This window comes from Pseudomonas sp. GD03862 (assembly GCF_029840855.1).
In the GTDB taxonomy this organism is placed as follows: Bacteria; Pseudomonadota; Gammaproteobacteria; order Pseudomonadales; family Pseudomonadaceae; genus Aquipseudomonas; species Aquipseudomonas alloputida.
The window spans coordinates 1-12,763 of sequence record NZ_JAOCDI010000043.1 but is presented as its reverse complement, the minus strand read 5'-3'; the positions used below and the strand labels follow the sequence as shown (position 1 = coordinate 12,763).

At 64.7% G+C, this 12,763-nt stretch carries 10 protein-coding genes and 1 riboswitch; of the genes, 5 read left to right on the top strand and 5 right to left on the bottom strand.

The window, feature by feature from the left end; translation table 11 throughout:
* Nucleotides 1–206: 206 nt before the first annotated feature.
* The 4 genes from N5D53_RS22390 to N5D53_RS22375 form a co-directional block, all read right to left on the bottom strand.
* Complete coding sequence (locus N5D53_RS22390; RefSeq protein ID WP_003247906.1) at nt 207–1,226, bottom strand: branched-chain amino acid aminotransferase; 1,020 nt, start codon at nt 1,224–1,226, stop codon at nt 207–209.
* A 136-nt stretch (nt 1,227–1,362) separates the two neighbouring features.
* Entirely contained in the window at nt 1,363–2,940 is a 1,578-nt protein-coding gene (locus N5D53_RS22385; protein ID WP_279840839.1) for an ATP-binding cassette domain-containing protein, read from the bottom strand.
* Nucleotides 2,941–3,111: 171 nt separating this feature from the next.
* Nucleotides 3,112–3,474, bottom strand: coding sequence for a hypothetical protein (locus N5D53_RS22380; RefSeq protein WP_279840838.1), 363 nt, complete (start codon nt 3,472–3,474; stop codon nt 3,112–3,114).
* A complete protein-coding gene (locus N5D53_RS22375; RefSeq protein ID WP_177429894.1) occupies nt 3,471–3,623 on the bottom strand; it encodes a hypothetical protein in 153 nt (50 codons plus the stop codon). Before N5D53_RS22375 ends, N5D53_RS22380 begins: the two co-directional genes overlap by 4 nt.
* Nucleotides 3,624–3,723: 100 nt before the next feature.
* Nucleotides 3,724–3,941, top strand: a riboswitch (cobalamin riboswitch).
* A gap of 99 nt (nt 3,942–4,040) precedes the next feature.
* Between N5D53_RS22375 and cobW the strand changes: the two genes are divergently transcribed.
* The 4 genes from cobW (at nt 4,041) to N5D53_RS22355 (ending at nt 10,556) form a co-directional block, all read left to right on the top strand.
* Nucleotides 4,041–5,108, top strand: a complete 1,068-nt coding sequence (gene cobW, locus N5D53_RS22370; protein ID WP_003247913.1) for a cobalamin biosynthesis protein CobW — start codon at nt 4,041–4,043, stop codon at nt 5,106–5,108.
* Nucleotides 5,109–5,111: 3 nt separating this feature from the next.
* Nucleotides 5,112–8,873, top strand: coding sequence for a cobaltochelatase subunit CobN (cobN, locus tag N5D53_RS22365; protein ID WP_279840837.1), 3,762 nt, complete (start codon nt 5,112–5,114; stop codon nt 8,871–8,873).
* A gap of 1 nt (nt 8,874) precedes the next feature.
* The gene (locus tag N5D53_RS22360; RefSeq protein ID WP_104961521.1) at nt 8,875–9,888 is read left to right on the top strand and encodes an AAA family ATPase; all 1,014 of its coding nucleotides are present in this window, start codon (nt 8,875–8,877) and stop codon (nt 9,886–9,888) included.
* 77 nt (nt 9,889–9,965) lie between these two features.
* Nucleotides 9,966–10,556, top strand: coding sequence for a VWA domain-containing protein (locus N5D53_RS22355; protein ID WP_064490983.1), 591 nt, complete (start codon nt 9,966–9,968; stop codon nt 10,554–10,556).
* Between the two features lie 106 nt (nt 10,557–10,662).
* Here N5D53_RS22355 and N5D53_RS22350 read toward each other — a convergent pair whose 3' ends face one another.
* The gene (locus N5D53_RS22350) at nt 10,663–10,929 is read right to left on the bottom strand and encodes a hypothetical protein (protein WP_003247923.1); all 267 of its coding nucleotides are present in this window, start codon (nt 10,927–10,929) and stop codon (nt 10,663–10,665) included.
* Nucleotides 10,930–11,270: 341 nt separating this feature from the next.
* Here N5D53_RS22350 and N5D53_RS22345 point away from each other — a divergent pair, with 341 nt between their 5' ends.
* Entirely contained in the window at nt 11,271–12,596 is a 1,326-nt protein-coding gene (locus tag N5D53_RS22345; protein ID WP_104961522.1) for a sigma-54 dependent transcriptional regulator, read from the top strand.
* Nucleotides 12,597–12,763: the final 167 nt, after the last annotated feature.

The following is a 12,763-nucleotide window of genomic DNA, read 5'->3' as shown; positions in this document are numbered from 1 at the left end:
ACACATCGTGGGTTGTGCACAGGCCGTCGTAGGAGCGGGTTCACCCGCGAAAGGGCCGGCCCTGCTGGCCAATTTCACCAGCCGTTCACCGTCGCTGCCGCCACCGTATTCGCGGGTAAACCCGCACCTCAAGGTGGCTGCGAAAACCCAAGAAAAACGGGGCATGCCATCGCTGGCATGCCCCGTTTTCATACAGCTGATGCGCCTCAGGCGACCTTGACGATCCAGCCTGCCGGTGCCTCTACATCGCCGCTCTGGATACCGGTCAGCTCGTTGTAGAGCTTCTGGGTAACCGGGCCGACCTTTTCCAGGTCGTGGAACACGTGCAGCTTGCCGTTGTACTCGATGCCGCCGATCGGGGTGATCACGGCTGCGGTGCCGCAGGCACCGGCTTCGACGAAGCGGTCCAGCTTGCTGATCTCGACATCGCCTTCGATCACGGTCAGGCCCAGACGCGATTGCGCCAGTTCCATCAGCGAGAGGCGGGTGATGCCGGGCAGTACCGAGGCCGATTTCGGGGTGACGAACTCGTTGTTGGCGGTGATGCCGAAGAAGTTGGCCGAACCGACTTCCTCGATCTTGGTGTGGGTCAGCGGGTCGAGGTAGATGGCGTCGGCGAAGTTGGCCTTCTTCGCTTCAGCGCCCGGCTGCAGGCTGGCAGCGTAGTTGCCACCGACCTTGGCCGCACCGGTGCCCTGCGGGGCAGCACGGTCGAAGCTGGAAATCTGGAAGTTGTGCGGCTTCATGCCGCCCTTGAAGTACGAACCAACCGGGATGGCGAACACCGAGAAGATGAACTCGGGGGCGGTGCGCACGCCAATGTTGTCGCCGGTGCCGATCACGAACGGGCGCAGGTACAGGGCGCCTTTGCCGTGCGGTGGCACGAACTTTTCGTTGGCCTTGACCACTTGCTTGCACGCTTCGATGAACACATCGGTCGGCACGTGCGGCATCAGCAGGCGTGCGCAACTGCGCTGCATGCGGGCCGCGTTCTGGTCCGGGCGGAACAGGTTGATCGAGCCGTCCTTGCAACGGTAGGCCTTCAGGCCTTCGAAGCACTGCTGGCCATAGTGCAGGGCCGTGGAGCCTTCACTGATGTGCAGTACGTTGTCTTCAGTCAGGGTGCCCTTGTCCCACTCGCCATTGCGCCATACGGACAGGTAGCGTTTGTCGGTCTTGATGTAGTCGAAACCCAGCTTGTCCCAATTAATGCTTTCGTTGCTCATGACACCCTCATTGTCTTGCAAGTGCCCGATCGCTCGGGCTGCTGTTATATGCGCACCATGCCACCTTAATACATCCTTGGCGGATCGGGAACGGCCAGTCACGAATTGATAGGCTGCGATGCTTTTTTTTCGGTTTCTACAACAGCAAGTACTCATCCAGCGCCAGGTTTTCCAGCAATACCACATCATGGGACGCCACTATCAGCGCCCCGCGAAACTGCCCAAGCATGCGTTCCAGTGCTGTCAGCGATGGCAGGTCCAGGTGGTTGCCGGGTTCGTCAAGCAGCAACAGGTCGAGCGGCCGTTCACGATACAGCACGGCGGCCAGCGCCGCCTTCATACGCTCGCCGCCGCTAAGTAGGCCACTGGGCAGTTCGATACGGGCCGCATCCAGGCCCAGTTGCGCCAGGCGGCTGCGCAATTTTCCCTGGGCCAGCGTCGGGTTGGCTTGGCGCAGGTGTTCGAGCACGCTGCGGTTGCCTGCCAGTGCGCTGCAGTGCTGGTCGAGTAAGGCGGTCTCGCCACTGAGGCGCACATTGTCGGGCGATGCCGGCAATTCCCCATTCAGCAGCCTGAGCAGGGTGGACTTGCCACTGCCATTGGCGCCGATCAGCCCTACGCGTTGGCCCAGGCACAAGCGCAGGTCAAGCGCTTTGCGGGTGCCATGGGGCAAGCAAAGTGCCTGCAAGGCCAACACTTCACGGCCCGGATGACGCTGAGGTGTGGGCGCGTGCAAGGTAATAGCGCTGTCTTGCTCCACCTCGCGGGCGGCGTCACGCACTTTGCCCAATAGCGTTTGCCGAGCATCGCGATGGTCGCGGCGCTGCTTGCCAGCAGTGGCCTGGCTGCGCTCCTGCTTGCGGTCGACCAGAATCTTGGCCTGGTTGGCGTGCTTGGCTTGGCGCCCGGCCCGGGCTTGATGGCGCTCCAGGTCTTCGCGTTGGCGCTGCAGTTCACGGGCCTGGCGTTGCTGCTCCTGCTTCAGCCGGGCAAGTTGCTGCTGGGCCTGCGCCGTCTGGTTGGCTTTTTGCGCACTATAGAGGCTGTAGTTGCCACCATAGGCCTGCAAGCCCAGGCTGGATAATTCGACAATGCGTGCCATGTGCGCCAGTAGACTGCGGTCGTGGCTGATCACCAGCAAGCCACGGTCCCAGGCTTCGATCATGCTCAGCAGCTGGGCACGGGCGTTGCTGTCCAGGTGATTGCTTGGCTCGTCGAGGATCAGGTAATCGGCATCGCTGAGCCACGCGCCAATCAATGCCACGCGCATGGCTTGGCCACCGCTCAGGGTTCGTGCGGGCTGGCGCCAGTCGAGTTGACCCAGGCCATGGCCCTGAAGCTGTAGCTGCAATTGCTCGCGCATATCCCAGCGCTCGCCAACGGTGTCGAAATCCTGGGGCTTGATGCTGCCTTGCTCGATGCGCTCCAGCGCCGCAATCACCGGCCCCACTTGGGCCAGGTCGGCCAGCGTGGCGCTGCGCGCGATGACTTGCTGGTCCAGCAAATGGACAGGCCCGAGGCGCCGACAATGGCCGCTGCTCGGTTCACGCCGGCCGGCAAGAATCTGCCCTAGCAGGCTTTTGCCCACGCCATTGCGCCCGACCAGGCCGGTGCTGCGTTGGTCGAAGGTTTCGTTGAGGTTGCTAAACAGCGGCCTGCCATCAGGCAAGGCCAAGGAGACGCTGTCCAGCGTCAGAATCGACGTGTTCGTCATGCACAACTCCACAAATGCCGCGACATCTCCGGAACGAACCGGAGGCTGAAGACTGGCCGTCGAACGGACGGCGGCATCAATGGCGCATTGGACGAACACCTCGTCATTTAGAGAATGCGTAGCCTAACGGACCGTCTGGGGCCGGGTAAAGCACCGGCTGCCGGTTGGGGCTCAGCGCTGCGTCTGCAAGCGCTTGGCCCAGTCTCCGCCGTGGCCGTGCGCGCAGGCTTCTTCACTGTCGAATCGCACATGCCAGGCCGGATGGTCCAGCTCAATGCCGGCTTGCTCCAGCGCCAGAGCGCTAAGTGCCAGCATGCGCGCCTTCGCATCACCGACCACGGCCGCTGCCTTGTCGGCCTCTTGCTCGAATACCCAGGTAATACGCAGGCTGCTCGGAAAGTCCTCCGGGTTGAGGCGATGGGTTAGCCAACAGAAGCCGACAATCTCCGCCTTGGCGGTTTCGCAGGCATCGGTCAGGCATGCCACCAACTCCCGCTCCAGGCGGCCTATTTCGCGTTTGCCCAGTGCCTTCATGGGTTGGCCTCGTCATCGATCTGCTGGCAAAAGCGCAGGTGGTTGTCTAACGGGGCCTGACCCTGCACCTGCAGACAATCCAGGTAGAAAGCCTTGGCCCTGTCGGCCGAGAACATGCGCAGTACCGGTAGGGCGGGGGCGAGGGGCATGGGGCGTCCTTGTCCGTTGAAAAGGTGCCACTGTAGCGCAGTTGCTCCCCTTATGGTCGACCAGCCGGCAGCAATGGTTGACCACCCGCCAGCCACTGCGTAGCCTTGCCCACTTCGAGGTTCTTCGGCCTGGCCGAAGCTAAGACGGGAACGCGGTACAAGCCGCGGCTGCCCCCGCAACTGTAAGCACCGACAACGGATCGACACAGCCACTGCGCCAGCGCGCGGGAAGGCGTCATCCCGCCAGCCCGCTGTTCGACTGAACGGGGACATGGAACGGTGCAAGCCAGGAGACCTGCCTCGTCACGTTTTCGACTTTCAACCGGGCGGGGTGATCCGGTGGCGAACAAGCCCGGCCGGCCTGGCCTGCGGCTGTCGTCCTGCATGCCCGCGCCACACTGCCAAGGGCAATGCGACATGAAAACACTGGCCAAGCTCCCCGTCACCATCGTCACCGGCTTCCTCGGATCGGGCAAGACCACCTTGCTGCGCCACATGCTCGACAACGCCCAGGGGCGCCGCATTGCGGTCATCGTCAACGAATTCGGCGAACTGGGCATCGATGGTGAAATCCTCAAGCAGTGCAGCATCGGTTGCACCGAGGAAGAAGCCAGCGGCCGCGTCTACGAGCTGGCCAACGGCTGCCTGTGCTGCACCGTGCAGGAAGAATTCTTCCCGGTGATGCGCGAGCTGGTAGCCCGCCGTGGCGACCTCGACCACATCCTCATCGAAACCAGCGGCCTGGCCCTGCCCAAGCCATTGGTACAAGCGTTCCAGTGGCCGGAAATCCGCAACGCCTGCACCGTCGATGCGGTCATCACCGTGGTCGACAGCCCGGCCGTGGCCGCTGGTACCTTTGCCGCCTACCCGGATCAGGTCGATGCCCAGCGCAAGCTCGACCCTAACCTTGACCATGAATCGCCCCTGCACGAGCTGTTCGCTGACCAGCTGGCCAGCGCCGACCTGGTGGTGTTAAACAAGGCCGACCTGATCGACGCCGAAGGCCTGGCCAAGGTGCGTGCCGAGGTGGCCGAAGAACTGCCGCCGGCGGTGAAAGTGATCGAGGCCAGCAGCGGCAAGCTGCCACTGGAGGTGCTGCTGGGCGTGGGTGCCGAGTCCGAGGCGCATATCGATGGCCGCCGAACCCACCACGATTCGCACCACGATGGCGACGATCATGACGATCATGACCACGACGCTTTCGACTCCATCTCCATCGACCTGCCTGAAGCCGACGAAAGCCTGCTGCTCGATGCATTGACCCAGTTGGTGGTGGAGTTCGGTATCCTGCGCGCCAAAGGCTTCGCCGCCATCCCGGGCAAGCCGATGCGCCTGCTGGTACAAGGCGTGGGCACCCGTTTCGACAAGCACTTCGACCGCGCCTGGCGCGCCGACGAGCCGCGCATCACCCGCCTGGTGCTGATCGGCCAGGACCTCGATGCTGCCCAGCTGGAAGCGCGCCTGCGCCAGGCGCTGGGCGCCTGACCCATGCACCTGCTGCGGACCCAGCCCGGTGGTTTCGTACCGGATGACAGCATTGCCGACCTCGGCCAGACACCCGCCGAGCTGGTGATTCTCTGCAGCGGCGATTCACACCTGGCATTGCTCGCCGACACCGCCGAGCAATTGCCCGAAGACTTTCCCAGCCTGCGCCTGGCCAACCCGATGCAGGTGCAGAACCATGCCTCGGTCGACCTGTATGTCGACCAGGTGCTGCGCCACGCCAAGGTCATCCTGGTGTCGCTGCACGGTGGCGTTGGCTACTGGCGCTACGGCGTCGAACAACTGGTCGAGCTGGCCGCCCGTGGCGTGCAGCTGATTCTGGTGCCGGGCGATGACCGCCCGGACCCGGAGCTGACAAGCCTGGGCAACGTCCGCGGTGAGCAGGCCGAGCGGCTTTGGCATTACCTGCGCCAGGGCGGCAAGGCCAACGCCATCAACCTGTTCAACTGCCTGGCCAGCCAGTGGCTGGGCCGCGACTATGCCTGGGACGAGCCGCAGCCTTTGCCGCGCACGGCGGTCTATCACCCCGCCAAGGGCAGCGCGACACTCGAGGACTGGTACCCGCACTGGCACCCCGAGCAGCCAGTGGCGCCGCTGCTGTTCTACCGTTCGCACCTGCAAGCGGCCAATACCGCCTTCATCGACGTGTTCTGCCAGCGCCTGCAGGCTGCCGGCCTGAACCCGTTGCCGATCGCCGTGGCCAGCCTCAAGGAAAGCGCCTGCCTGGAACAGGTCGAAGCCTGGCTGGACGAGGTCGGCGCCGAAGTGCTGGTCAATACCACCGGTTTCGCCTTGTCCAGCCCCGAGCGCCCCAACCTGCGCCCGTTCCGCCGCGACATCCCGGTGCTGCAGGCCATCTGCGCGCAGGACAACCAGCCAGGCTGGGAAGCCAGCGAGCAGGGCCTGGGCGCGCGCGACCTGGCCATGCACATTGCATTGCCGGAGCTGGACGGGCGCATCATCACGCGCCCGGTCAGCTTCAAGGACATGGCCTGGCGCAGCGAGCGCAGCCAATCCGACGTTGTCTGCTACCGCGCCCACCCCGAGCGCATGGACTTTGTCGCCGAGCTGGCCCGCCGCTGGGTCGAGCTGGCCCGCCTGCCCAATGCCCAGAAGCGCGTGGCATTGGTGCTGGCCAACTACCCGACTCGCGATGGCCGCATTGGCAATGGCGTCGGCCTGGACACGCCCGCCGCCGCACTCAACATCCTCAAGGCGCTGCAGGCCGAAGGCTACCCGCTGGCCGAACTGCCGGGCAGCGGTACGCAACTGATCCACCAGTTGCTCGGTGGCGTGACCAACGACCTCGACCACCTCGACCAGCGCCCCTGTGCCCAGAGCCTGAGCCTGGCCGATTACCAGGTGGCCTTCGAGCGCCTGCCGCAGGCCAACCGCCAGGCAGTGCTGGAACGCTGGGGGCCGCCCGAACAGGATCCGATGTACCGCAGCGGCCGGCTGATGGTTGCCGGCCTGCGCTTTGGCTTGACCTTCGTCGGTATCCAGCCGGCGCGGGGCTACCAGATGGACCCCAGCGCGGTGTATCACGACCCTGACCTGGTGCCGCCGCACGGCTACCTGGCATTTCACTTCTGGTTGCGTCACGCATTTGCCGCCGATGCGGTGATCCACGTCGGCAAGCATGGCAACCTCGAATGGCTGCCCGGCAAAGGCGTCGGGCTGTCGGCGCAGTGCTGGCCGGACGCGCTGCTGGGTCCGCTGCCGAACATCTACCCGTTCATCGTCAACGACCCGGGCGAAGGTGCCCAGGCCAAGCGCCGCACCCAGGCGGTGATCATCGACCACCTGATGCCGCCGCTGACCCGTGCCGAAACCTATGGCCCGCTGCGCCACCTGGAACAACTGGCCGACGAGTTCTATGAAGCGCAGTTGCTCGACCCTCGACGTGCCCGCGAGTTGCAGCGTGACATCCTCGAGCTGGTCAAGGCCAACCACATCGACCGTGAATTGCAACTGGAAGGGCAACTGGACGATGCGGCGCTATGGCTGCCGCGCCTGGATACCTACCTGTGCGACCTGAAGGAGTCGCAAATTCGTGATGGCCTGCACGTGTTTGGTCAGTCACCTGAGGGGCGGCTACGCCTGGATACGCTGCTGGCGTTGTTGCGGGTCGAGCGTGGCGACGGCCGTGGCGGTAATGCCAGCCTGCTGCGAGCTTTGGCCAAAGCACTGGTGCCGGGCTGGGACCCGCTCGATTGCGACCTTGGGCAGCCGTGGCAGGGCATACGCCCTGAACAGCTGCTGGCCATGAGCAATGAACCTTGGCGCACCTGTGGCGACACCCGCGAGCGCCTTGAGCTGCTGGCACTGCAGGTGATCGGGCAGGCGCTGGAAGGCACAGCACAGTTACCCGACCTGAGTGAGTGGCAACCGGTGCACTCTGTAGTGCAGGCCCTGCGTGAAGCGGTCGCACCCAGCCTTGACGCCTGCGGCACGGCGGAAGTGCATGGCCTGCTGGCGGCACTGGCCGGGCGCTTCGTGCCCGCCGGCCCCAGTGGTGCGCCTAGCCGAGGGCGCCTCGATGTGCTGCCCACCGGCCGCAACTTCTATACCGTGGACGTGCGCAACCTGCCTACCACCACAGCCTGGCGCCTGGGCTTCGCCTCGGCCAGCCTGATCCTCGAACGCCATCTGCAGGACCACGGCGATCACTTGCGTCAGCTCGGCCTGTCGGTGTGGGGCACGGCGACCATGCGCACTGGCGGCGACGACATCGCGCAGGCCATGGCGCTGATGGGCGTGCGGCCTGTCTGGGCCACCGGCAGCCAGCGCGTCGACGACTTCGAAATCTTGCCGTTGAGCCTGCTCGACCGCCCCCGGGTGGATGTGACCTTGCGCGTTTCCGGCTTCTTCCGAGATGCCTTCGGTAACCTGATCCGCCTGTTCGACGCCGCCGTGCAGGCCGTGGCCGCGCTGGACGAGCCGGACGACCTCAACCCCCTGGCCGCCCGTGTGCGCAGCGAGCGGGCCGCGCTGCAGGCTCAAGGCGTTGATGCCGAGCAGGCTGCACGTCAGGCCGGCTGGCGGGTGTTCGGTGCCAAACCCGGCGCATACGGTGCCGGGGTGCAGAACGCCATCGACGGGCGTTTGTGGCATAGCCGCGACGACCTGGCAGAGGTCTACCTCAACCACGGCGGCTATGCCTATGGCGGCAGCGACGACGGCACCCCGGCCCGCGCCCAGTTCGCCCAGCGCCTGGCCAAGGTGCAGGCGGTGCTGCAGAACCAGGACAACCACGAGCACGACCTGCTCGATTCCAACGATTACTACCAGTTCCAGGGCGGCATGCTGGCGGCCTCGGAAACCCTGTCCGGGGCGGTGGTGGCCAGCTACCATGGCGACCACAGCCAGGCCGACCGACCGCGCATCCGTACCCTCAAGGAAGAGCTGAACCGGGTGATCCGTGCCCGTGCGCTCAACCCCAAGTGGATCGACGGGGTCAAGCGTCACGGTTACAAGGGTGCCTTCGAGATGGCCGCGACAGTCGACAACCTGTTCGCCTTCGACGCCACCACGCACCTGATCGACGACCATCATTACCAGGGGCTGGCCGATGCCTATGTGCTCGACCCGGCGACCCGCGATTTCATGCGCGAGCACAACCCCGAGGCCCTTCGCGACCTCACCGAGCGCCTGCTGGAGGCCCAGCAGCGCGGCTTGTGGCAGGCGCCGGGCGACTACCGCGAAGCCCTTGAGGACCAACTGCTCGATGGCGAGGAACAGGCTTGAAATGAGTGAACCCGTACAATTTCCGCTGGCGGCCGTGGTCGGTGCAGACGACCTCAAGCTGGCGCTGTGCTTGACCGCTATCGACCCCAGGATCGGTGGTGTGTTGATCGAAGGGCCGCGTGGCATGGCCAAGAGCACCCTGGCCCGTGGCCTGGCCGACCTGCTTGGCGAAGGCCCGTTCGTCACTTTGCCATTGGGCGCCAGTGAAGAGCGGCTGGTCGGCACCCTCGACCTGGATGCCGCGCTGGGGCAGGGCAAGGCGCAGTTTTCCCCGGGCGTGCTGGCCCAGGCCGACGGCGGCGTGCTGTATGTCGATGAGGTCAACCTGCTGCCCGACACCTTGGTCGATCTGTTGCTTGACGTGGCTGCCAGCGGCACAAACCGCATCGAGCGTGACGGTATCTCGCATCGGCACAGCGCCCGCTTCGTACTGATCGGCACCATGAACCCGGAAGAGGGCGAACTGCGCCCGCAGTTGCTCGACCGGTTTGGCCTGAACGTGGCGCTGGAGGGCTTGCCGGAGCCCGAGGCCCGGCAGCAGATCATTCGCCGCCGCCTGGCCTTCGACAGTGACCCTCAGGCGTTCTGCGCACACTGGGCCCAGGCCCAGGCGCAACTGCGCGAGCGCTGCCACGCGGCGCGCCAGGCCCTGGCCGACATTGCCCTGGATGACCAAGCGCTGGCCTGGATTACCGAGCGCTGCTACGCCGCCGGCGTGGACGGCCTGCGCGCCGACCTGGTGTGGCTGCGCGCTGCGCGCGCCCACTGTGCCTGGCGGGGGGCTGCAGCTATCGAAGAAGTGGATGTCGAGGCGGTGGCCGAATTCGCCTTGCGCCATCGCCGCCGTATGACGCCCCAGGCCAACCCGCCGTCGGCGCCACAGCCGCCTGACCAGCAGCCTGGTGCCGGCAACCCGGGTGAACGGGGCGGGCAGGGCGACTGGGGGGCATTACCGGCACAGCCGGTGGCCAGCGGCGCCCGCCGTGAGGTGCCGAACTGGGCAAAAAAGCCCTGAGCATCCCCCAGCCACCAGCCAAAGGGGCGGATGCCAGAGCGGGCATAGGCAAGCAGAACGGTACCCGCCGTGGCCTCGTGCGAAATGCGGCGGCCGGCCGGGTAGCCTGGCTGCCGACCTTGCTCAAAGGGCGGCCACGCCAGCGACAGGACCTGTGCTGGCAGCAGCGCCAAGGCAGTCCGGCAGAATTGTGGCTGGTGATCGTCGATGCCTCGGCTTCAACCCGGCGGCATCAGGCGCTGGCACAGACCAAAGGGCTGCTGGCGGCATTGTTCGACCAGGCCTATCGCCAGCGCGCCCGCCTGGCCCTGCTGACTGCCAGCGGGCGCACACCACAGTGGCAGCGCCACGGGCTGAAGGCATCCGCTGCCTTGCAACCCTGGCTGCAGGCCTTGGGGGCAGGTGGGGGCACGCCGCTGATCGCCGCACTGGAACAGGCGCGGCACTGGCTACAGGCGCGGCAGCGAGCCCATCCGCAAGAGGCCTTGCGTTGCCTGGTGTTCACCGACGGTCGCCTGCAGCACAGCAATACCGTGCAGCCGATGCCGTGCGCCACGTTGTTGGTCGATATGGAACTGGCGCCCGTGCGCCTGGGACGCGCGCAGCGTCTGGCAGAACAATTGCAGGCTGATTACCAGCACTTGCAACAATTCAGGGTGATGGATTGAACTGGCAGGTTGCGACACTTTGTCGCAATTGGGAAAGTTGCCACAACAGCAACAGAGAAGTTGTACAAGTGCGTGACCATGCACGCACTTGTTGTGCTGGCCAATATTACTTCGGCATCGACCACGGTTGCAGGTCGTAGCCCTTTTCACACAATTCGGCGCGCACTTCTTCGATCAGGCTGGCCCACTGGGCCGGGTCGGAGTAGATGCGCGACGACACTTGCTTGGCGCCGATGCGGGTGCTGGTCCGGTCGATCACTGCCAGGCTCAGTTCACCAGTACCGTTGGGTGCATCCCAGGCTACGCACTGGAAAGGTTCGAAGGCGTGGTCGGCAATCAGCAGTGCTTCGTTGACACGGAGCGGGGCATTCATGGTTCGGTCTCTCTATGGTCCCAAACATCGAAGTGAAGTCCGCGTTGCTTCAAAGTCGCCTCATTGATCGCGAAGTGCAGCGCGGGGTTATGTCTACTGATGCTCGTTGTTCGTGGGTAAGTCACACATTGGCTGTAAATTTTTTTTCAGGGTTGACGCTGTTCTTGCCTGCGCCGCCATGGGATGTCGATAAAGTGCGAAAATTCCCATGGCGGTTTGTAAAAAAATGATTCGGCAGACAGACGGTACTGGGCACCGTCAACTTCGTTGCTACTGTTAAACGGGCGCCACAACTTGCTGTTTTATTTCAAAAAACCAAAAACTGGCGCCAAGGATCGGTCATGCAGCAGCCTGCCGCTCAACGCCGTTTGCTTATCGTCGACCCCTGCGACGATTGTCACCGCTTGCTACCTGGCCTGCGCAACGCAGGCTGGGATGTGGACAGCTGTATGCTCGGGGCCGCGTTGGACCACACGTGCGATGTCGGGCTATTGCGCTTGCAGGCTTCGCACCTGAGGCACCCGGACGCGGTCAAGGACATGATCAAGCGCAGCAACACCGAATGGATTGCCGTGCTCAGCGCCGACCAGCTGCGCATGCCGGCGTTCGGTGATTTTGTGTGTGAGTGGTTCTTCGACTTCCATACCCTGCCGTTCGACGTCTCCCGCGTGCAGGTAACCCTGGGCCGGGCCTTTGGCATGGCGCGCCTGCGCGGCAAGGGGGCCGTCAAGGTCGATGAGGCGACCCATGAGTTGCTCGGCGAAAGCCGGCCTATCCGCGAGTTGCGTAAGTTGCTGGGTAAACTGGCACCCACCGAATCGCCTGTGCTGATCCGCGGAGAAAGCGGCACTGGCAAAGAGTTGGTGGCGCGCACCTTGCACCGCCAGTCGCAACGCAGCGAGCAGCCGTTCATCGCGATCAACTGCGGGGCGATCCCCGAGCACTTGATCCAGTCCGAACTGTTCGGCCATGAGAAGGGCGCCTTTACCGGTGCCCACCAGCGCAAGGCCGGGCGTATCGAAGCGGCCGACGGCGGCACGTTGTTCCTCGATGAAATCGGCGACCTGCCGTTGGAGTTGCAGGCCAACTTGCTGCGTTTCTTGCAGGAGAAGCACATCGAGCGGGTGGGGGGCAGCCAGCCCATACCGGTGGATGTACGGGTGTTGGCGGCCACCCATGTGGACCTCGAGCGGGCCATTGAGCAAGGGCGTTTCCGCGAAGACCTGTACTACCGCCTGAACGTCTTGCAGGTGGTGACCGCGCCGTTGCGCGACCGGCATGGTGACCTGTCGATGCTGGCCAACCATTTTGCCCATTTCTACAGCGTGGAGACCGGGCGTCGGCCACGGTCGTTCAGCGACCATGCCCTGGCGGCGATGGGGCGGCATGACTGGCCGGGCAATGTGCGCGAGCTGGCCAACCGCGTGCGCCGCGGGTTGGTGCTGGCCGAAGGGCGGCAGATCGAGGCGCAGGACCTGGGGTTGCAGCTGCTCGACCCGGAACAACAGCCGCTGGGCACGCTGGAAGAATACAAGCAGCGCGCCGAGCGCCAGGCACTGTGCGATGTGCTCAACCGGCACAGCGACAACCTGAGCGTGGCGGCCAAGGTGCTGGGCATTTCACGGCCGACGTTCTATCGGTTGCTGCACAAGCACCAGATACGTTGAGCGGCGTTGAGGTACGCGTGCGCCGTTCTTTGAAGCCGCTCCTACACAAGCCCGTGTAGGAGCGGGTTCACCCGCGAAAGGGCCGGGCCTGCTGGCCAATTTCCACCTGCCGTTCGCCGTTGTCGCGGCTACCGTATTCGCGGGTAAACCCGCTCCTACAGGGCCTG

Bases quoted from the DNA above. Each gene is read 5' to 3' on its own strand.
- N5D53_RS22390 (WP_003247906.1), bottom strand. From the start codon at position 1,226: ATGAGCAACGAAAGCATTAATTGGGACAAGCTGGGTTTCGACTACATC.
- N5D53_RS22385 (WP_279840839.1), bottom strand. From the start codon at position 2,940: ATGACGAACACGTCGATTCTGACGCTGGACAGCGTCTCCTTGGCCTTG.
- N5D53_RS22380 (WP_279840838.1), bottom strand. From the start codon at position 3,474: ATGAAGGCACTGGGCAAACGCGAAATAGGCCGCCTGGAGCGGGAGTTG.
- N5D53_RS22375 (WP_177429894.1), bottom strand. From the start codon at position 3,623: ATGCCCCTCGCCCCCGCCCTACCGGTACTGCGCATGTTCTCGGCCGAC.
- cobW (WP_003247913.1), top strand. From the start codon at position 4,041: ATGAAAACACTGGCCAAGCTCCCCGTCACCATCGTCACCGGCTTCCTC.
- cobN (WP_279840837.1), top strand. From the start codon at position 5,112: ATGCACCTGCTGCGGACCCAGCCCGGTGGTTTCGTACCGGATGACAGC.
- N5D53_RS22360 (WP_104961521.1), top strand. From the start codon at position 8,875: ATGAGTGAACCCGTACAATTTCCGCTGGCGGCCGTGGTCGGTGCAGAC.
- N5D53_RS22350 (WP_003247923.1), bottom strand. From the start codon at position 10,929: ATGAATGCCCCGCTCCGTGTCAACGAAGCACTGCTGATTGCCGACCAC.
- N5D53_RS22345 (WP_104961522.1), top strand. From the start codon at position 11,271: ATGCAGCAGCCTGCCGCTCAACGCCGTTTGCTTATCGTCGACCCCTGC.